This window comes from Acinetobacter sp. YH12235 (genome assembly GCF_013417705.1).
Classification (GTDB): Bacteria; Pseudomonadota; Gammaproteobacteria; order Pseudomonadales; family Moraxellaceae; genus Acinetobacter.
This window is the reverse complement of record NZ_VPDL01000012.1, coordinates 63920-84659: the sequence shown is the minus strand read 5'-3', so window position 1 is coordinate 84659 and position 20740 is coordinate 63920. Positions and strand designations below refer to the sequence as shown.

Genomic DNA, 20740 nt, shown 5'->3' with positions numbered 1-20740 from the left:
GCATAGCATGCGTATTCTTTTGGCAGAGGATGATGAATCTCAGGCGGAAAGTATTCAAACCTGGCTGGAAATGGACGGTTATGTGATTGATCGGGTTGATCGTGGGGATCATGCCATTCTGGCGATTCAACAGCATCAGTATGACTGTATTTTGCTGGATCGTGGCCTGCCGAATGCAACTGGAGATGACATTCTTAAAAGCTTGCGCAATAAACAGAAAGATACGCCCGTTATATTTATCACCGCCAAGGACAGTATTCATGATCGGGTTGCAGGACTCGATCTGGGGGCCAATGATTATCTGGTAAAACCTTTCAGTCTGGAAGAACTTTCCGCTCGCGTACGTGCCCAGCTCAGACAAAAACAGCAAACGCCAAATCATATCCTGCAATGGCAGGATCTTAGTCTGGATACTCAGGCCAAGACCGTAATGAAGGCGGGACAGAGCATTAATCTGACTGCAAAAGAATTCCAGATTTTATATAAGCTGATGCAAAAACCAGAACATATCATTACCCGAGAACAGCTGGAAGAATCACTCTATGCCTGGGGAGATGAAATCGAAAGCAATGCGATTGAAGTCTTTATTTATCAGCTACGTAAAAAAATTGGCAGTCAGATGATTAAAACCATTCGTGGCTTGGGCTACCGGATGCATAAACCCGAGGCCTCCATATGAAGGCACCCATTTCCCTGCAAAGTCGGCTGATTCAACATGCCATGTTCAGTTCCATACTGGCAGGATTTCTGGCGTGGCTGCTGTTATTGGGAATTTCCAGCTATCAGGCGATTGATCTGCATGATGACCTGATGGAGGAAATTTCAGAGTTACTTTTAGGAGATGTGAACCAGGCCAAAAATACGCAGGTTGATGAAATCAGTGAGCAGTTTGATATTCAATATGCCTTATTGCTGAATCAGCGGGTACTGACCACTTCAATTGATGATGAACTGATTAATGAGATACCACTTGCACAAAAAAACGGGTTTCACTTTGATTATGAAAAAGGTCATTTTATTCGAATTCTGATTGCTGAAGATCAAGACTTGAAAGTGAAAGTGGTACAACCGCTTTCGGTACGCTTTGATGAGCTTTGGCAAACAACTTTAGGTTTCGGCGGGATTTTATTTATCCTATGGATATTACAGTGGCTGATTTTACGTTTTGCCATTAAGCGGCAATTAAAACCTTTAAATAAAATTTCCCGAGAAATTGGTTCTAAATCTGCACTGGATCTTAGTCCGGTTCAAAGTCCTGATCCTGAAATTACTGAACTGCAACCGATTGTCCGTCAGCTGAATGCAATGCTGAGCCGTTTAGAAAAATCATTGGCTGCCGAGCAACGTTTTACTGCCGATGCTTCGCATGAGTTGCGTTCCCCATTGTCTGCCATTCAAATGCGTTTACAGGTGCTTAAACGTAAATATCAGGAAGATGCCCAACTTAGGCAAGCGTTACAGATGATCCAGAATGACGTCAACCGCGGAACGCAGATTCTGGAAAACTTACTGCTATTGGCTCGGCTTGATCCAGAACATGCAGAGCAGTTGCCCAAACAGCAGGTGAATCTTAAAGTATTGGTTCAGGAGGTCTTACAAGCTTTACAACCTTTTGCTCAGGAAAAAGAGATCCACTGGAACTTAAAACTTGAAGATGCAGTGATTGAAGCAAATGCAGAGCTGATTTTTAGCTGTATCCGCAATCTGGTTGATAATGCCATTCGTTATACGCCGATGCAGGGACAGGTCGAAATCAGGACGATAGTTGAAGGTCAGAATCTACAACTTATGATTGAAAATTCGGGAGAGGGAATTCAGGAAGAAGTTGTTCAACGTTTAGGTGAGCGTTTTTACCGCGCCTTGGGCACGCGAACACAAGGTTCAGGTTTGGGATTGTCGATTTGTCAAAAGATTATGCAGTTACATACGGCCAAGATTGATTATGCGCCGTCAGTTTTGGGTGGGCTTAAAGTTTCATTAATTTTTCAATCTGAAGAATAAAGATATTAGATATAGCAATTAAAAAAAGCAGTATGCGCTGATTCATACTGCCTGTTCCCACGTTTATTATTTTTGGAGTATTTAAATTACTTAGTCAGGATGAGACGATTGTTACGAGTCAAACGTAGACGGTATTCTTCACCCGCATGCATGATCCGGATTTCTCGTCCTAGCGCAAATAAATTGTTCGAATGCAACATCGGTAGCGCATGCTGAGTATCATTATTGCGGGTAAATAGGCTAAATGGTGCGTTCATTCCGTCGACTCCGTGGTGTGTTTTGGATTGATTTAAATGATAATCATTATCGAATGGATCTGTCAACGAATAATTGCTGCATTTATAAAAAACTCTAATTTGCTTACAATCTGTAAAACTTCAATAGTTCAGAACATTATGTCTAAAGCCACAATTCATGTCGCAATCGCTATTTTATTTCATCACAATCAGGTTCTGGTCGGTTGGCGTGAAGCTAAACAGCATCAGGGCAATAAATATGAGTTTCCAGGCGGAAAAGTAGAACAGGGCGAATTGCCTATAGAGGCATGTCGACGTGAAGTGATTGAAGAAGTCGGAATTGACATCGAACAATGGCAGGCTTTTGATTTTATTTCGCATGAATATGAAGATGTCATCGTCAATCTGCATATTTTCCATGCTTCGGTTCAGCCAGAACAATTAGCTGGAATCAAGCAGCCTTGGCGCTGGTATAGCCGGGATGAACTCAGTGAACTAAATTTTCCTAAAGCCAATCAGGCCATGATTCAAAAGCTGCAATGGCCGAGAAAGATCAAAATTTCTGAAGACTTGAGTCACCTGAATAATCTGGAAACAGACCAGATGCTGTATTGGCGAGTAATGGCCAGCCCTGAACACATTAGCCAGTTACAGCAGATTCCAGTCGATCAGTTATCCAGATTGATCATTAATCAGGAACTTTGGTCACAATTGAATGAATTGCAGCAGCAAACCATTCGTACGCTTCACCTGAAACAGTCTCAATTGATGCAACTGCAAAAAGGGGAGTTAGCTGGTGGCTATCGTTATCTTGCAGCCTGTCACGATCTGGAAGCATTAAAACATGCAGAAAACATAGGCTGTGAAGCAGCTTTACTCAGCCCGGTACTGGCAACAGAAACACATCCTGATACCGCAGCTTTAGGCTGGGAAAAATTTAAACAGATGGCTGAACAGGTACAGATTCCTGTATTTGCCTTAGGCGGTATAAAAGCTGAAGATCTAGACCATGCTCAAAACCAGCATGCTTATGGGATTGCAGGGATCCGTTATGTTTAAGTCAGAAACTTATTATAAATAACCGGGCTCACGCCAGGGCCTTAAAATTTCTTTAAGGCCTGCTGAGCTTGCTGAATGGCTTTGGTGTTTTTTTGCAGTTGAGCTGCTTTCAGGCGCACCTGCCAGAGCTGCTTTTTCATTGCATTGGTCTGCGCATAGCTCAAACCACGTAAGGCGAAAGCATCTGCACGGGCCGGCTGGTTTTTACGGTTTGCGATCAAGCCAAGATACAGATAAGTTTCTGAAGCTTGGGGCGCCAAACGCTGAGCTTGTACTGCAGAAGTTTCAGCTTGATTATATTGCTGCTTGCTATAGGCCTGCTGAGTTTGCTGCATCAATTTTTTAAATGCAGGTAAGTTACGTCCATCATCAAACTTTTGTGCCTGAGGCTTTTGCTCAGGGATCACAATCTTCTGACGTTTAATCTCCGGTCGATCATAGGGCGTAATCACTACACCATCAGGTGTAGAGGATTTTGGTTTCTGCTGAACCGGAGGTTTAGTAGGAGCCGCAGGCTGTTCTGGCTCCGACATGCTTTGGCAGCCCACCAGACCGAGGATGAGCAGACCAGGAATCAATTTTCTTAACATAAACATAGACTCAATTATTGGCTATAACTTCCACTCGCGATAATACGGGTTTGTTTAGCAACTTCGCGTTCTATTTCTGTTTCACTTTCTTGTATATAACGACTGAGATCATCATCTTCCTCATCTTCTGGTGAAGGTTCTGAATCAATCGTATAAGGTTCAGTGGCGTAATGCGAGATGCCACAAGCAGTTGCCTGATTAGGCAAGGCATGACGTGAAATCGGAATATACATGGCACCATCACAGCCTTGGGCAGTCAGTTTACCTGTATAACGGTCCAGCCAGTGCCATTCAATTTCATTAGGCTGAGCCAGATTCACCGGCTTCTGATGCAGCTGTTTCATGACATTGGTCCAGACCGGAAGTGCACCTGAAGAACCGGTTAATCCAGTGACTTTGTTGTCATCCAGACCTAACCAGACCACTGTCATATAGTTGCCAGAATAACCTGCAAACCATGAATCACGGGTATCGTTTGTCGTACCCGATTTACCCGCCAGATTCAGGTTGCGTGGCAAACTGTTATAGGCAGAACGACCAGTACCACTCGACATGACCTGTTGTAAACCATAATTCAGAGCATAGGCTGATGCTGGATCAATCGTCGGCTGAACACTTAAGCTGTAACGTTCAAGCGAGCGGCCATTCGCATCGACTACAGAACGAATCGATTTCACCGGATATTTAAAGCCACCTGTTGCGAAGTTACCGTAAATATTCATCACTTCCATCGGTGACATGTCTACTGCACCTAAATAAATAGATGGATAAGAAGGAATGTCAGAAGTCACACCGAATTTTTGCAGATGGTTAATAAAGGTCGACAGGCCAAATTCCTGTGCCAAACGTACCGCAGACAGGTTATAGGATTGTGACAGGGCAAGAGACATCGGTACTACACCATGTGCGCTACCACTATAGTTTTTCGGTGTCCAGGGTTTGCCATCACTTTGAATGGTGATCTGACTGTCTTCAATTGGACTGGCCCAGTGATAACGATTCGATTCTAGCGCTGTCAGATAAATCACCGGTTTGAGTAATGAACCCACCTGACGCTTGGCATCTAAAGCACGGTTAAAACCGGTAAAGTCCTGGGTAGAACCTACCGCTGCAACCAGTTCGCCATTTTCAGGGTGTGCGACCAGAACAGCGCCCTGCAAATCTTTTAGACGGCCTGGATTGGCTTTGCTTAAACGGGCTACACTTTCCTTAAAGCTGTCTTGAATTCGGGTTTGTGCCAATGGATCTAAGGTTGTGAAAATACGCAGACCCTGGTTGGTTAAATCAGTTTCCTGATATTCGGTACGCAACTGACGGCGAACGATATCCAGAAAATCCGGGAAGCGAGCAGGGCCTAAAGTTGGTTTGGAAATGACGTTCAGCGGACGGGCAGTTTCTGTTTCATACTGATCTTGGGTCAGATTACCCATTACCAGCATATTATTTAGAACCACATCACGACGTTTTTTCGCAAGTTCAGGATTACGCCATGGGTTATACAGGCTTGGACCTTGTACCAGACCGACTAAAAAGGCCTGTTGAGAAATATTCAGTTCACGTAACGGCAAGCCAAAATAAAATTGTGAAGCCAGACCATAACCATTTACGGAATAGTTGCCATTTTGGCCCAGATTCACTTCATTTAAATAGGCTTCCAGAATCTCATCTTTGCCATAATGCAATTCAATCAGCATTGCCATAAAGGCTTCATTCACCTTACGTTTTAAGGTGCGTTCTGGTGTTAAGTAGAAATTCTTGACCAGCTGCTGGGTGAGGGTTGAACCACCTTGACGTTTACCACCAGTAATATTACTTACCACTGCACGTGCAATCCCGCGTGGAGATACACCATGGTGATTGTAGAAATTACGGTCTTCGGTAGCAATTAAAGCGTCAATTAACGGTTTAGGCACTTTATTGAGCTTAATCAGCACACGGTCTTCATTATGCTGCGGGTAAATACCGCCAATCAATAAAGGTTCCAGACGGGCGATCCCGCTAGAAGAGGGCTTGGTCGCACTTACTTCAGCAATCTGATCGCCATTAAAGCTGACTTTCAATACCTGTTCAGGTTCAACGCGATCGCCAAAATCAAAGCCACGGGTATGCACATACATGGTATTGCCAGTGCTGACAAAGCTGCCCGATTTGGTATAGCTGTCTGAACCTTTATAACCCAGTAATTTTAATTCTTGTTGGAAATCCTGCTGGCTGACCGGGGCATTTACATACACTTCCATCGGGCGTGCGAAAACCTTGGCCGGAATATCCCAGCGTTGACCTTCAAATTTTTCACGCACAATATTATCTAATTTAATCAAATAGATACTAAATGCTACAAATGCAGAAATGACTAGAATGGAGAAGATTAAGGCAATGAACCCCATACCTCGTTCAGATTTCATAAATGACGATAAGACCCTGTGAAATTGTGCTAATCATGCGAAGCTTTTCATTATTTTGCAATATTTAATCAATTATTGAGATTAAAATTAAAATTAAACTTCACATTTTCTCCTTAATTTCAATCTATTTCAATTCAATCCTGCACAGCTTTGTCATGTTATAAATTGTCATCCTATTCAAGCTTAATGTTATGATAAGCAGGATTCGAAGCGGAGCGACGACACTGGTGCAAATTTCCCACAAGACATTTCGAAATATCGGGTTGATTGGACGCCCGGATAAATCTTCAGTGGTTGAAACCTTATGCCTGATCCACGATCATCTGCTCAATTTAGGTCTACATCCTGTTTTTGATGCAGATACAGCTGAACTGGTTCCTTATCAGAATACCCAAACAGTTAGCCGCGCCTTGTTGGGCGAAGTGGTTGATCTGGTGATTGTGGTAGGTGGGGATGGTTCACTGTTACATGCAGCGCGGGCATTGGTAAAATACAATACGCCAGTGATCGGGGTGAACCGTGGTCGTTTGGGCTTCCTGACCGATATCAAGCCAACTGAAGTCATCTTTAAACTGGATCAGGTATTAAAAGGTGATTTTCAGGCAGAACGCCGTTTCCTGCTGGAAATGGAAGTTCGCTCCAAAGGTGAAATCATCTATGATGCGATTGCCCTGAATGATGTGGTCTTGCACTCGGGCAAATCGGTACACATGATTGATTTCGAACTGAATATTGATGGACAATATGTCTATCGCCAGCATAGTGATGGTCTGATTGTATCTACACCGACCGGTTCAACAGCCTATGCACTGTCCGGTGGTGGGCCGATTGTGCATCCAAGTATGGATGCAATTGTGCTGGTGCCGATGCATCCGCATACCTTGTCTTCACGTCCGATTGTGGTCGGAGGGCATAGTGAAATTAAACTGATGATTCGTGAAAATCGCGTACTGCCGATGGTGAGTGCGGATGGACAACACAGTGTGTCTTTGAATGTTGGCGATAGCGTCCATATTCGTAAGCATCCCTTTAAACTGAATCTTCTGCATCCGCCGGGTTATGACTTCTATAATGCATGTCGAACCAAACTGGGCTGGAATCAGGACTTCGACTATCTTAAGCAGGATTAAATATGAATATTGAACAAATGCTTGCCGTACTCAATCCTGAGATTGTAGAACGCTTAAGAACAGCCATTGAAATTGGCAAGTGGCCAAATGGTGTAGTGCTGACTCAGGAGCAGCGTCATACCTGTATGCAGGCTGTCTATGCCTGGGAAATGAAAAATCTGCCAGAAACCGAACGTAGCGGTTATATCGATCGTGGCACTAAAGAAGAAGGCGAACAATGTGATGATGATCATCACAAAAATGAGCCGGAATTCAAGCCGATCCGTTTTGTTTAATTGAAACCGAAAAAAAGACCACAAATGTGGTCTTTTTTAATGTCTGTTTTTTGGTTTGATCAAACTGAAAGACGGCTATTCCAGAGTTCTCTGGCTTTTTGCATCGCCGCTTCATAGCTGTCATATTCGCCCATGGTATACAGTGCAATGCCCATAGTTTCAACCACTGCGATTTCCCCATATTCATGTGAGCGTTGACCTTCCCATACTTGCTTAAACACAGCTAGATCCAGCTCTTCTTCAATCGGACTACGGTTGTCAGTCAGTTTTGGTAATTCGTGCTCATAAAGTTCGCCATTCTTAATTCCACAGATTAAAGTTTTGGCATCCGGGTTACGTTCGAACTCACCACCTTCACCTTTAATGACTGCACTATTTTGATAGCCTAACTTATAAGCGGACTGCTGATGTGAACTACGATAAGCAGGGTGGAAAATGGCTTGTAAAGTCGCTTTGGCATTAAATGGATTAATTAGGCGTGCCAGCGTATGAATCGGAGAGCGTAAGCCCATGACATTACGTAGCCCGATCAACTCAGCCAGAATTGGAGAGATCACCTCCAATGGCAGGTAAGCAAAATGTTTGTCTTTAAGCTGCTGTTCCACCTCAACATCATTTTGGCAGATCGGATAGCCTAAGTAGTTAAGTACCTGTTCGGTATAGACCCGATTCAAGGTATGACCTGAAGCACCATGCATCACGATATTATAGCCATGCTTAGCAAGGGTAAGCGCAGCCAGAATGAACCAGGGATAATGTTTGCGTTTACCTGCATAAGATGACCAGTCCAGATCAACATCAAGAGCCTTAAAATTCAGTTGGTCACGGGTCGCCTGCACAAAGCCTGCGAGTTCATCAACAGATTCTTCCTTGACACGTAATAGCATCAGAAAAGCGCCCAGTTGTACGTCCAGTACTTGATTTTTCAGGATCATGCTAAAAGCCTGATAGGCTTCTTCATAGCTTAAAGAACGTGCACCATTTTTTCCCTTGCCAATAATACGAATAAACTGGGCAAAAGGATGTTCGGCATCTTTATAAATATTTCGCTTTGTGGTCATGGGCATAGATCAATCATGTTCATCAAGTATTGGCATATTTTACGCTGATATTGGTATTTCACCTTCTTATTTTGCAGAATTATTATAGTTTTATAAGACTATAGTCTAAGAGGTATTGTTTAGTATTTAGGCAAATTTAACATTTCGGGTTAAACAAAAGTCTAAAAAGCGGTTAAAATTTCACGCAATTCTTGTGTTTGCTTTATCTCCTGATCAATGCACTGACTTTTCTTAAAGATCGGTGTTCCTGTGATTGTTAAATGTACATACACATTCTAATTTCAGTATCAGATTAATTTTTTGATACATAGGCACTTTTTTGTTTCAGACAATGAAGTATTGGACGCTTGTTTTTTAAAAATAAGTGAAAACTGAATATTGCTTCTGGTTAGAAGTATATCGTGAAGTAAGGTTATGGCTAAAAAACCAATTTATAAGTCGCTTTATTTTCAAGTGATTGTAGCCATTATTGCGGGTATCCTCGTCGGACATTTCTCGCCAAGTGGTACACAAATCATTAATGGTGCAGAACAATATGTTCCAGGTCTGGGCGAACAACTAAAGCCGCTGGGTGATGCATTTATCCGTTTAATTAAAATGATCATCGCACCTGTGATTTTCTGTACCGTGGTTAGCGGTATCGCAGGTATGGAGAGCATGAAATCAGTCGGTAAAACTGGTGGTGTCGCGCTACTTTACTTCGAAATCGTATCAACAATGGCGCTGATCATTGGTCTTCTGGTGATTAATATTGCCAAGCCAGGCGTTGGGATGAATGTTGATCCGGCATCGCTGGACACGGCCGGGATTTCTAAATATGTAGAGTCGGGTGCTTCTCAGTCTACCGTTGATTTCTTTATGAATATCATTCCAAATACGGTGGTTGGTGCATTTGCTGAAGGTGAAATCCTGCAAGTCCTTTTATTTGCGATCCTGTTCGGTTTTGCATTACACAAACTGGGTGCACAAGGTAAGCCAGTTCTTAAACTGGTAGATCAGATTTCACATGTGTTCTTTAACATCGTGAACATGATCATGAAACTTGCACCTATTGGTGCGTTCGGTGCGATGGCTTTCACGATCGGTAAATATGGGATCGGTTCTCTGGCGCAATTGGCCCAGTTGATCATCTGTTTCTATATCACCTGTTTGCTGTTTATCTTTATTGTGCTGGGTTCAATTGCACGCTTTACCGGCTTTAGCATTGTCAAGATGATTCGCCTGATTCGTGAAGAGCTGTTGATTGTACTCGGTACTTCATCGTCTGAATCTGTATTGCCACGTATGCTGAAAAAACTGGAGCTGGCAGGTGCTGAAAAGTCAGTGGTGGGTCTGGTCATTCCAACAGGTTATTCGTTTAACCTGGATGGTACTTCGATTTACCTGACAATGGCGGCAATCTTCATTGCACAGGCGACCAATACGCAACTTGATTTGTCTCACCAGATTACCTTGCTTCTCGTATTGCTCATTTCTTCTAAAGGTGCAGCGGGTGTAACTGGTTCAGGCTTTATCGTGATGGCAGCAACCTTAGCGGCTGTAGGTAATATTCCGGTTGCAGGTCTGGCTTTGATTCTCGGTATTGATCGCTTTATGTCTGAAGCCCGTGCCTTGACCAATCTGGTCGGTAACTCTTTGGCAACTCTGGTTGTAGCAAAATGGGTCGGTCAGTTAGATATGGACAAGCTGAACTATGCATTAGCAAATCCGGCTGAAATTGATGAAAAAATGGCGCAAGAAGGCAACAATGCTCATTAAGTTTGAGTTTGTCTTATAGGTCATAAAAAAGGAAGCTTCGGCTTCCTTTTTTATTTTTATCTGACTGTGAAGTTAGCAAAAAAATAAGTCAGGTACATGACAGCCTTTCTAAAAATAGTTAGCCTGTGCACAGGAAATAAAACGATAAACACGATAAGGATAAAAGAATGCTGGCTTACGATGCTGACCTGGAACTTTTCCGCGACAATTTCAAACGCTTTATGAATGAACATGTAGCGCCTTACTATGAACAGTGGGAGCATGAAGGCATGATGCCGCGTTCAGTCTGGAATGCGATGGGTGAAAATGGCTTCTTGTGTGTCGATGTCCCGGAAGAATATGGTGGCTACGGTGTTCCGACTCACTATTCCCTGATGTTGATTGAAGAGTCAGCTCGAGCAGGCTATAGTGCCATCTCAACCGGCCTGTCTTGTCACTCGGATATCGCAGCGCCGTATATCTTGCATATCGGTACAGAAGAGCAGAAAAAATACTGGTTACCGAAAATGGTGTCTGGTGAAGTGGTCGGTGCGATTGGCATGACTGAGCCGGGTGCAGGTTCTGATCTGCAAGCCATGCGAACCAATGCCATCTTGCAGGGTGACCATTATCTGTTGAATGGTTCTAAAACTTTTATCTCCAATGGTCAGCATGCTGACTTAGTCGTATTAGCCGTGAAAACAGATCCACAAGCACGCGCCAAAGGTGTGTCTTTGATGCTGGTGGATACGCATCTGGAAGGCTTTAAAAAAGGCAAGAACTTGGACAAAATTGGTCTGCATTCACAGGATACTTCAGAGCTGTTCTTCGATAATGTCAAAGTACCGAAAGATCAATTGCTGGGTCAGCCAGGTCAGGGCTTCGTCTATCTGATGCAGGAACTCCCACGTGAACGTACCGCTATTGCTGCTACTGCACTGGGCGCCATTCGTGGCTCGATTGATGTAACGACTCAATATGTCAAAGAGCGTCAGGCCTTTGGTCAGGCGATTGGCCAGTTCCAGAATACCCGTTTTGTACTGGCACAGGCCAAGATTGACGAGCTGGCAACAGCAGCTTTCTATAACCAGAATGTTGAGTTGTATATGCAAGGCAAGCTGGATGTTGAAACTGCAGCAGCGCTAAAGAGTTTCTCTACTGATATGCAGATGAAAGTTGCTGACAATCTGCTTCAGCTCTTTGGTGGTTATGGCTATATGACGGAATATCCGATTTCGCGTTTCTTTGTTGATGCCCGCATTCAACGGATCTATGGCGGTACCAATGAAATCATGAAAGAAATTGTTGCACGTGGTCTGCTTGGACGTTAAAAATCAACAGATAAAAAAAGAGTCCGAAATGGACTCTTTTTTTATAGAAAGAATATTCTTGAAATCTAGATATTTTAGTATTTTAAGATTTTAGTACATCCAGACATTCATGAATAAAAATTGGCAAATCATTTGGCACTCGAGATGAAATCAGCTGATTATTGTCATTGACCAGTTCAACATCATAATACGTCGCACCCGCATGTTGTACCCTAGGTGCATGCGCACGGATACTGGTAATGATGCGGTTCTTTAAAACATCGGCTTCACTCAGGAGTAAGGAGGCATCACAAAGACTAAAAATGGTCTTTTTGGCCTCATTAAAAGCCTGAATGAAATGTAAGACTCGCGTATCGTTGGCGAGGGACACTGGTGATTCACCGCCCGGAATGAGCAGGGCATCAAAATCATCAATACTGATATGATCAATTCCCCGATCAATGGTCACACTCGACTGGCCATGTAGTCCATGTACGACTTTTCCGGCATGCAGTTCAATATTACAGACACTGTGCTCTGCAGCAAGTAAGGCTGCAACAGGTTCAGTATATTCAAGATCTTCAAAATTATTCGTTACAAGTACCGCTATTCTTTTTGGCATTATAGGCACCCCCAATATAGTTTTAAATTAGACTAGCGATTTAAGGTTTAAAAAACGTCTCTGCTTTGTAACCAAATAGTGATTTAGTGTAAAAAATCCAATTAAATCAAAGGAAAATGATCAAAAAAACAGTTTTCTATGTGCATTTTATTGTGAACTGTCACTCAGATTTTAAGTAGTTAAACTAGAGGAATCGAGATGGCTTTATTTTTATTTTCTTATGCTTAAAATCGTTATGTAGATTAAGAAATAGTGATATTTCATCTTGATAAAAATCAGTTAAGATGGGCGGGCAAAGTTTACAATTTGATAATGTAAAAGATGCGAAAATGCTGAAAGAAATGTTACCAGATATGACTAAAGCGATGAACGGTTAAAATCAAATCCCTGTTTTTAAGAATTAATCTACTAAAGTTATATTGTGTAACATTTGCAGCGCACTAATTGTTATACTGCACAGATAAGGTTTATGAAGGGCGACATCACGATGATCAACGACGATCAAAACACAACGGCTTCTTTAGATTTGGCTAAAATTCGTGAAGATATCGATTCAGTTGATCAACAAATCCAGCAATTGATTAACCGTCGTGCACGTTTGGCTGAGGCTGTAGCAAAAGCGAAATTCGCATCTGAAGAAAATCCGCTGTTTTACCGTCCGGAACGTGAAGCACAGGTTTTGCGCAATGTTATGGAGCGCAATGAAGGACCATTGTCAGATACGACGATGGCACGTCTGTTCCGCGAGATCATGTCGGCTTGTTTGGCGCTTGAAGCACCGCAAAGTATTGCGTTCTTGGGACCTGTTGGTACCTACACACACTCAGCAGTATTGAAACATTTTGGTCATGATGCTGTGGTTCGTCCATTACCCACCATTGATGAAGTATTCCGTGAAGTAGAAGCGGGCAGTGCACATTATGGTCTGGTGCCTGTTGAAAACTCCTCTGAAGGGGTAGTGAACCACACTTTAGACTGTTTCAAGACTTCGCATCTGAATGTGATTGGCGAAGTAGAATTACCCATTCATCACCAGTTCCTGATCTCTGAAAATACCCGTAAAGACAGTATTAAGCAGATCTATGCACATCAGCAAACTCTGGCTCAGTGCCGTAAATGGCTGGATGCCCATTATCCAGGTGTAGAACGTGTGGCACTCAGTTCAAATGCTGAAGCTGCGCGCCGTATTCAGAATGAATGGCATTCTGCTGCGATCGCTTCTGAAATTGCTGCGAATATTTATAATCTTGAGATTATGCACAGCAATATTGAGGACAATCCAGAGAACACAACACGCTTCCTGGTGATTGGTCGCGAGAAAGTGCCACAAAGCGGTAATGATAAAACTTCATTATTGGTGTCTGCGCATGACCGTGCCGGTGCATTGCTGGAAATTTTAGCTCCATTTGCCAAACACAACATTAGTCTAACCAGTATTGAAACTCGACCTGCACTTCCTGAAAAATGGGCTTATGTATTCTTTATCGATCTTGAAGGTCATATTGAGCAGGAAAATGTTAAAGCTGCGATCGAAGAAATTCGTCCGTTTGTGAAAGAAGTCCGCGTGCTTGGTTCATATCCTGCAGCTGTTTTATAAAAGCAGCCTTTCGTGGTTAGTGCGAGGGTGCTAACCACTGTTTCATCTGTAAATCGGAAGTATAAAATGTCGTTTGTCCCAGCCAATGAAGGCATCTCTAAATTAAAGCCATATCAACCAGGTAAACCGATCAGTGAACTTGAGCGTGAGTTGGGCATCACTGATATCGTAAAACTGGCTTCAAATGAAAACCCGCTGGGCTGTTCAGATAAAGTCAAAGAAGCAGTGGCTGCGGAACTGGCGGAAATTGGTCGTTATCCTGATGGCGGTGGCTTTATCCTGAAAGATCAGATCAAGACACAATTCGGTTTTGATCATAACCAGATTACTTTAGGTAATGGTTCAAACGACTTACTGGAAATATTCGCCCGTGCATTTGTTTCTGAAAAAGATTCAGTGATTTATAGCCAGCATGCGTTTGCGGTATATGCACTGGTGACTCAAGCGATTAACGCTGAAGCGATCGAAGTACCTGCTAAAGGTTTCTCACATGACCTTGAAGCGATGGCGGCTGCGGTAAAAGACAACACCAAGCTGATCTTTATTGCAAACCCGAATAACCCGACAGGGACCTGGTTTGAAGAAGCTGAATTTGAAGCATTCATGCAGAAAGTTCCTGCGAACGTGATCGTGGTGCTAGATGAAGCCTATGTGGAATATTTCCCAGAGAACTTCAATAGCCTAAAATTCCTGAAACAGTATCCAAACCTGATTGTCAGCCGTACGCTGTCTAAGTGCTATGGTTTGGCTGCACTGCGTGTTGGTTTTGCCCTGGCTTCTGTTGAAGTGACTGATTACCTGAACCGTATCCGTCAGCCATTTAACGTGAACCACTTGGCGATGGTTGCTGCAGTGGCTGCACTGAAAGACGAAGCATTCATCGAGAAATCTCGTGAAGTAAATAAAGCAGGTATGGCACAGCTAGAAGCCGGCTTCAAAGCTTTAGGCCTGAACTATGTACCTTCACGCGCAAACTTCATCTTGGTTGATGTACAGGCTGATCCAGCTGAAACATTTAACAAGTTATTGAAAGAAGGTGTGATCGTACGTCCAGTGGGTATTCCAAATCACCTGCGTGTATCGATTGGTACTGAAGCTGAAAATGCCAAATTTCTTGCTGCATTAGGTAAAGTACTTGGCTTAGAGGCGAAAGCTTAAGTTATGTCGCAGCCACTGTTTGAAAAAGTTGCCTTTATCGGACTTGGACTGATTGGTTCAAGCCTGGCGCGTGTCATTAAGGCCGAGCATTTAGCCAATGACATCGTGGCATCGACCCGCTCACAAAAAACCTTGGAAGATGCCAAGGCACTTGGTCTGATTTCAGACGGCTATGCAGATCCTGTAGAAGCTGTTCAAGGTGCAGACCTGGTGGTGCTGGCTTTACCTGTTCGTGCAACGCAAAAGGTATTGGAAACCGTCAAGCCATATCTGGCTGAGGGCGCCATTATCACCGATGTGGGTAGTACCAAAGGTAATGTGGTAGAAGCAGCCAAAGCCGTATTTGGTGAAAATCTACCAGCCGGTTTTGTGCCGGGGCATCCAATTGCGGGTGCAGAACATACTGGTGTACATGCGGGTAAGGTGGATCTGTTCGCTAATCACAAGGTGATTTTGACACCGTTGCCAAGCAGCGGACAATGGGCGGTCGAGAAACTGATTCAACTGTGGCAGGCGGCAAAGGCGGAAGTGATTTGTATGGATGTGGAAAAGCACGATGAAGTGCTGGCACATACTAGTCATCTTCCGCACCTGATGGCCTTCAACTTGGTCGAACAACTGGCCAAGCGCGAAGACAATCTGGATATTTTTCGTTATGCTGCCGGTGGCTTCCGCGACTTCTCGCGTATTGCTGCCAGTGATCCACAAATGTGGCATGACATCTTTTTTGCCAATAAAAAGGCGATTCTCAATGCCGTGGACGGCTTTGAAGCTCAACTCGCGATTATCCGCAAGCTGATTGAAGATGAAGATTCACAAGCCTTAATGGGCTTATTGGGGCATGCGCAGGCTGCGCGTCAGCACTTCAATCATATGCTCGCCAAGAAACCTCTCATGGAGAAAAATAAAGTGACACAACAATTTACCATTCAACCAGGTGCCAAGACGTTCCAGGGTAAATTTACCGTGCCAGGTGACAAATCTGTGTCACACCGTTCCATCATGTTTGGTGCCATCGCTGAAGGCACAACGCATGTGACCGGGTTCCTTGAGGGGGAAGATGCCCTTGCAACTTTACAGGCGTTCCGTGATATGGGTGTAAGCATTGAAGGTCCTAAAAATGGTGAAGTGACCATTCATGGCGTGGGTATGCACGGCCTGAAAGCACCGAAGTCTGCACTGTATATGGGCAACTCGGGTACTTCGATGCGTCTGCTGTCTGGCATGCTGTCAGCACAAAAATTTGATTCTGTCATGACGGGTGATGCTTCACTGTCTAAACGTCCAATGGAGCGTATTGCTAAGCCGTTACGTTTGATGGGTGCACAGATTCAAACTACGGGTGAACGTGGTACACCACCAGTATCAATTACCGGTAATCAAAACCTGAAAGGTATTCAATACGACTTGCCAATGGCATCTGCTCAGGTGAAATCTGGGATTTTGTTGGCAGGTTTGTGGGCAGAAGGTGAAACTTCAGTGACTGAACCTGAACCAACCCGTGACCATACTGAACGTATGTTGCGTGCTTTTGGTTATGACGTAAAAACTGAAGCTAACCGTATTTCCCTGCAAGGTGGTGGTAAGCTGGTCGGAACCAATATCCAAGTACCATCGGATATTTCATCTGCTGCTTTCTTTATGGTCGGTGCAGCGATTACTGAAAATTCAGATGTGACTTTGGAAGCTGTGGGGATTAACCCAACTCGTACTGGTGTCGTCGAAATCCTAAAACAGATGGGAGCCGACATCGCTGTTGAAAATGAACGTATTGCGGGCGGTGAACCGATTGCAGATATTCGTATTCGCGGTACACGTACCTTAAAAGGCATTCATATGCCGGAAGACCAAGTGCCACTAGCAATTGATGAATTCCCGGCATTGTTTATCGCGGCAGCTTGTGCTGAAGGCCAAACGATTCTAACTGGTGCTGCTGAGCTGCGTGTCAAAGAATCGGATCGTATTCAGGTGATGGCAGATGGTCTGAAAACCATGGGCATTGATTGTACGCCAACTGATGATGGCATTATCATTGAAGGTAAGGGCAAGGCAGGTGACTGGTCACCAATCTTTACCGGTGGTGAAATTGAATCGCATCATGATCATCGTATTGCCATGAGCTTCTCAATCGCAGGTCTGCGTAACTCAGGTGAAATTAAGATTGTTGGGACTGAAACTGTCGCAACCAGTTTCCCAACCTTCACTGAACTGACTTCTCAAGCTGGTCTGGCGATTGAAGTGACAGAATAATTCTAAAATTTACATGAAACAGCCAAGCTTTTGCTTGGCTGTTTTGTTTATATTGGCTTATGCTAAAACCATACAACAAAAAAGCCATTTGGATGTAGCAATGCGAAAATTAAAATTTATGGCCAATCCTCAGAGCCAGCAACAATTACAGGGCAGTCAGCAGACTCAGGAATATGTGGCACATCTGCTGACGGAAGAGCTCGGTAAATATGGCTTTAAGACTTTGGCGCAAAGTGGTGCACAAGTGGCCGTAAGTGTCGATGAACATGAGTTGCCATTATCAGTGAGCTGTGAGACACGAGACCAGGAAGGGCACCTGATTTGTGAAATTGCTTCTTATCCGGATGAAGAACAGGACTGGCTGGACCGGATTACAGAACAAAGTTTATTAAATCAGTTGGCACAAGCCGTTGAAGCATCATTGAAAGAACAAGAAAGTTTTAGTGAGTTTGAGTGGAAGAACTAGTTCAACAAATGCAAAGGGTTTTGCCCATACTACAAAGTGAACGTCTTGTTTTAGATTATTTTAAGCCATCTGATGCTGCGGAAGCCTATGCCTCGATTACCCCGAGTCTGACCCGTTTTATGGCATGGGATGCACCGGAATCTGAACAGGTATTTGCAACAGTCTGGCAAAACTGGCTAAACAATATGGCTGATCATAAAGAATATATCTTTGTGATCCGTCATATTGAAAGACATGAATTTATCGGACTATGTGGTTTACATCGACTGCATGATGAAATACCTGAAGTGGGTATCTGGATTCGTGAAAAGGCGCATGGTCATCATTATGGACATGAGGCAGTACGTTGCATTGTGGCCTATGCTTTCAATACATTAGGGATCAAAGCTTTGAGCTATCCGGTAGCCGAAGAAAACTGGGCTAGCCGAAAAATTGCAGAACGTGTAGGTGGAAAAATTACCAACCACCTAGATAAACCTAAATATCGGGCTGTAATTTATGAAATTCATGCTAAAGATTTTATTTCTGAATAAAAAAACCTCATCATTCGATGAGGTTTTTTTTGATCAGCTTAATGCGAGGAAACGGCTCATCGCAATCCGAAGCTGTTTTAAATAACCGGTAAAGAAATGATTTGCGCCAGGCAAGATCGTGACCAGATGACGTTGAGGCTTGGCCCATTCAATCATGTCGGATAAAAGCGTGACATCATCCGCTTCACCATGGATAAATAAAATATCACCTTTGATCTGTGGAGTAACATAGTGACGTAGGCCAGCTACGGTCGCAGTCGGTAGGCCACACAAAATCACTTTTGAAGGTTGCAGTTCAACGGGCAGGGCAGCGTAACACTTGGCCATGACATGTGCGCCAAAACTGAAACCGCCTGCAAAGAAAGGCAGGCCAATATGTTGGCGACGCGCATATTTAATGACTTCAAGTATATCATCCGTTTCACCAAAGCCTTCATCATGCAGACCGGCACTTTGACCAGAACCACGGAAACTTGGACGATAGACAACACAACCACGCTCTAAAAACATTTGTGCCAGTAACACCGGAACCTTATGTTGTGGTGTGCCACCTTGTAATGGATGGGGATGACAAACAATCGCGAATCCTTTCACTTCACCCTGAGGATAATCCACAAAAACCTCAAGTTGGCCAGCAGGGCCTTGGAGGAAGATTGGTTCGGACATAGAAAACCGATAAATTGCAGGAGAATTTTCTATTTTAACGATTATGATAAATAAAAACATGAATTGGAATTAAAATAAGTCTACTGATATAGTTTGATTAATCATTTTTTAACCAGGTTGCTATGCTTGCTTTAATTTCACCAGCCAAGACTTTAGATTACGAAACACCTTTACCTACCGATCAATTTACTCAGGCAAGATTGCTGGAACATTCCCAGGAATTGATAGAAGTTGCCCGCCAGTTATCCGCAACTGAAATTGCCAGCTTAATGAGCGTCAGTGAAAAAATTGCCAATCTGAATGCGGAACGCTTTAGAGACTGGCAGCCAGATTTTGATTTTTCCAATGCTCGTCAGGCAATCTTTGCCTTTAAAGGGGACGTTTATACCGGTCTGGATGCTTACCAGTTAAAGCAGGATCAGATTCATTACGCACAGAACCATCTGCGTATGTTATCCGGCCTATATGGCTTATTGCGTCCGCTGGATCTGATGATGCCTTACCGTCTGGAGATGGGAACCAAATTGACTAACCCACGTGGTGCTCATCTCTATGAGTTCTGGGGACAAACCATTACTGACCTGATCAATCATGATCTGGCAGCAGCAGAGTCTGAAATTCTGGTCAATATTGCCTCTGATGAATATTACAAGGCAGTGAAAGAAAGCAAAATTCAGGCTGAAATCATCAAGCCGGTATTTTTAGATCAGAAAAATGGCAAATATAAAGTCATCAGCTTCTATGCCAAGAAAGCTCGTGGATTAATGGCGCGCTTTATCATTGAAAACAAGATCAAACGAACTGAAGACTTAAAAGCCTTTAATACCGATGGGTATTATTTTGATGCTGAAAGTTCATTAAAAGGTGAGTTGGTATTTAGACGTGATGAGCAGCTAGCTGCTTAAGGTAAAAGATTTACCCAAGGCTGAATGAAGAAATTTTCTTAAAAGTCTTGGGTGAATTTAAGTTTAGCAATATTGAATTGAATAAAAATTAAAAAAAAGGAAGGAACTTCCAAAATATCATTTATTTAGAAGAATTTTTAACAGGAAATGGATAAATTTTTTAGAAGAAAAGCTAAATAAAATAATGAAAGCTATAGGGAGCTTTAAAAGATATTTTTCACTCGATAAATTTATATAGTAAAGACAAATTTCTAAAAAAATAAAAAATAGAATCAATCAATTAATTTCTTTTAATATTCAAAAAATGACTAAAAAATAAAAAAATATGGCTCAGAAAATTATGATTAATTGAATAAGAAGTATAAAAAAACGAAGAATGAAAAGACCCTAAATATTTGAAAAAACTGCATTTTATCGGGTTATTTGTAAACTATGTCACAATTTTATTGTTATTTTGTTAGCATAATTTCAATGCTGTTACATAACTCAACTACAAAAATGAAAATTTATACAATTCCTATTTTTGTGCTGATGGTGGGTTTACTCGGTTATTGTGTTCACCAACAGGCCGAAACAAGAAAACATGAAGAGCTTCATCAGATTCTGAAAGAAGTACAACATTCAACTAAATTGCTGAATGCAAATCGGCCCCGACCTTAATAGATTTGTACTAAGCTCTTTGATTAGGGAAACAGGTAAAAAGATAAAAATAAAATTATAATAAATAAAAGAAAATTTA

At 42.8% G+C, this 20740-nt stretch carries 20 protein-coding genes; 14 read left to right on the top strand and 6 right to left on the bottom strand.

What is annotated here, in order from left to right:
• Nucleotides 1-7: 7 nt before the first annotated feature.
• Nucleotides 8-679: a response regulator transcription factor gene (locus FTV13_RS08270; RefSeq protein WP_180011686.1), complete on the top strand. Its 672-nt coding sequence runs from the start codon at nt 8-10 to the stop codon at nt 677-679.
• Nucleotides 676-2001: a HAMP domain-containing sensor histidine kinase gene (locus FTV13_RS08265; protein ID WP_180011684.1), complete on the top strand. Its 1326-nt coding sequence runs from the start codon at nt 676-678 to the stop codon at nt 1999-2001. The genes FTV13_RS08270 and FTV13_RS08265 overlap by 4 nt, the downstream gene beginning before the upstream one ends.
• A gap of 86 nt (nt 2002-2087) precedes the next feature.
• Here the strand turns inward: FTV13_RS08265 and hemP are convergent, their stop codons facing one another.
• Nucleotides 2088-2258 (bottom strand): hemin uptake protein HemP, encoded by a 171-nt coding sequence (gene hemP / locus FTV13_RS08260; RefSeq protein ID WP_004784247.1) that lies wholly within the window; start codon nt 2256-2258, stop codon nt 2088-2090.
• A 138-nt stretch (nt 2259-2396) separates the two neighbouring features.
• Between hemP and FTV13_RS08255 the strand changes: the two genes are divergently transcribed.
• Nucleotides 2397-3296 carry an NUDIX domain-containing protein gene (locus FTV13_RS08255; RefSeq protein WP_125279081.1) on the top strand — a complete coding sequence of 300 codons (900 nt, stop codon included), beginning with the start codon at nt 2397-2399 and terminating at the stop codon, nt 3294-3296.
• A gap of 41 nt (nt 3297-3337) precedes the next feature.
• On the opposite strand, the gene FTV13_RS08250 is transcribed toward FTV13_RS08255, so the two are convergent.
• Together FTV13_RS08250 and mrcB are read right to left on the bottom strand one after the other, a co-directional pair.
• A complete protein-coding gene (locus FTV13_RS08250) occupies nt 3338-3886 on the bottom strand; it encodes a tetratricopeptide repeat protein (RefSeq protein WP_125279080.1) in 549 nt (182 codons plus the stop codon).
• A 14-nt stretch (nt 3887-3900) separates the two neighbouring features.
• A complete protein-coding gene (gene mrcB, locus FTV13_RS08245; RefSeq protein ID WP_180011682.1) occupies nt 3901-6291 on the bottom strand; it encodes a penicillin-binding protein 1B in 2391 nt (796 codons plus the stop codon).
• A gap of 191 nt (nt 6292-6482) precedes the next feature.
• Between mrcB and FTV13_RS08240 the strand changes: the two genes are divergently transcribed.
• Together FTV13_RS08240 and FTV13_RS08235 are read left to right on the top strand one after the other, a co-directional pair.
• Nucleotides 6483-7421, top strand: a complete 939-nt coding sequence (locus tag FTV13_RS08240; protein WP_125279078.1) for an NAD(+) kinase — start codon at nt 6483-6485, stop codon at nt 7419-7421.
• Nucleotides 7422-7423: 2 nt separating this feature from the next.
• On the top strand, nt 7424-7696 hold the full coding sequence (locus tag FTV13_RS08235; RefSeq protein ID WP_180011681.1) for a YeaC family protein: 273 nt from the start codon (nt 7424-7426) through the stop codon (nt 7694-7696).
• A gap of 59 nt (nt 7697-7755) precedes the next feature.
• Here the strand turns inward: FTV13_RS08235 and FTV13_RS08230 are convergent, their stop codons facing one another.
• A complete protein-coding gene (locus FTV13_RS08230) occupies nt 7756-8757 on the bottom strand; it encodes a glycosyl transferase family protein (protein ID WP_180011679.1) in 1002 nt (333 codons plus the stop codon).
• A 414-nt stretch (nt 8758-9171) separates the two neighbouring features.
• On the opposite strand from FTV13_RS08230, the gene FTV13_RS08225 reads away from it, so the two are divergent.
• Entirely contained in the window at nt 9172-10515 is a 1344-nt protein-coding gene (locus tag FTV13_RS08225) for a dicarboxylate/amino acid:cation symporter (RefSeq protein ID WP_005236469.1), read from the top strand.
• A gap of 167 nt (nt 10516-10682) precedes the next feature.
• A complete protein-coding gene (locus FTV13_RS08220) occupies nt 10683-11825 on the top strand; it encodes an acyl-CoA dehydrogenase family protein (RefSeq protein ID WP_180011677.1) in 1143 nt (380 codons plus the stop codon).
• Between the two features lie 82 nt (nt 11826-11907).
• Here FTV13_RS08220 and FTV13_RS08215 read toward each other — a convergent pair whose 3' ends face one another.
• On the bottom strand, nt 11908-12426 hold the full coding sequence (locus FTV13_RS08215) for a DJ-1/PfpI family protein (RefSeq protein WP_180004045.1): 519 nt from the start codon (nt 12424-12426) through the stop codon (nt 11908-11910).
• Between the two features lie 487 nt (nt 12427-12913).
• On the opposite strand from FTV13_RS08215, the gene pheA reads away from it, so the two are divergent.
• The 5 genes from pheA (at nt 12914) to FTV13_RS08190 (ending at nt 18430) form a co-directional block, all read left to right on the top strand.
• Nucleotides 12914-14023, top strand: a complete 1110-nt coding sequence (gene pheA, locus FTV13_RS08210) for a prephenate dehydratase (RefSeq protein WP_125279073.1) — start codon at nt 12914-12916, stop codon at nt 14021-14023.
• Between the two features lie 66 nt (nt 14024-14089).
• Nucleotides 14090-15181, top strand: coding sequence for a histidinol-phosphate transaminase (gene hisC, locus FTV13_RS08205; protein ID WP_179993203.1), 1092 nt, complete (start codon nt 14090-14092; stop codon nt 15179-15181).
• 3 nt (nt 15182-15184) lie between these two features.
• Nucleotides 15185-17431: a bifunctional prephenate dehydrogenase/3-phosphoshikimate 1-carboxyvinyltransferase gene (locus FTV13_RS08200; RefSeq protein WP_180011675.1), complete on the top strand. Its 2247-nt coding sequence runs from the start codon at nt 15185-15187 to the stop codon at nt 17429-17431.
• 100 nt (nt 17432-17531) lie between these two features.
• The gene (locus tag FTV13_RS08195; RefSeq protein WP_166136040.1) at nt 17532-17897 is read left to right on the top strand and encodes a hypothetical protein; all 366 of its coding nucleotides are present in this window, start codon (nt 17532-17534) and stop codon (nt 17895-17897) included.
• Nucleotides 17885-18430 carry a GNAT family N-acetyltransferase gene (locus FTV13_RS08190; protein ID WP_180004051.1) on the top strand — a complete coding sequence of 182 codons (546 nt, stop codon included), beginning with the start codon at nt 17885-17887 and terminating at the stop codon, nt 18428-18430. Before FTV13_RS08195 ends, FTV13_RS08190 begins: the two co-directional genes overlap by 13 nt.
• Nucleotides 18431-18463: 33 nt before the next feature.
• On the opposite strand, the gene FTV13_RS08185 is transcribed toward FTV13_RS08190, so the two are convergent.
• Entirely contained in the window at nt 18464-19096 is a 633-nt protein-coding gene (locus FTV13_RS08185; protein ID WP_159123226.1) for an alpha/beta hydrolase, read from the bottom strand.
• Between the two features lie 122 nt (nt 19097-19218).
• Between FTV13_RS08185 and yaaA the strand changes: the two genes are divergently transcribed.
• Together yaaA and FTV13_RS08175 are read left to right on the top strand one after the other, a co-directional pair.
• On the top strand, nt 19219-20001 hold the full coding sequence (yaaA, locus tag FTV13_RS08180; protein ID WP_180011673.1) for a peroxide stress protein YaaA: 783 nt from the start codon (nt 19219-19221) through the stop codon (nt 19999-20001).
• A gap of 471 nt (nt 20002-20472) precedes the next feature.
• A complete protein-coding gene (locus tag FTV13_RS08175) occupies nt 20473-20661 on the top strand; it encodes a hypothetical protein (RefSeq protein ID WP_004784216.1) in 189 nt (62 codons plus the stop codon).
• Nucleotides 20662-20740: the final 79 nt, after the last annotated feature.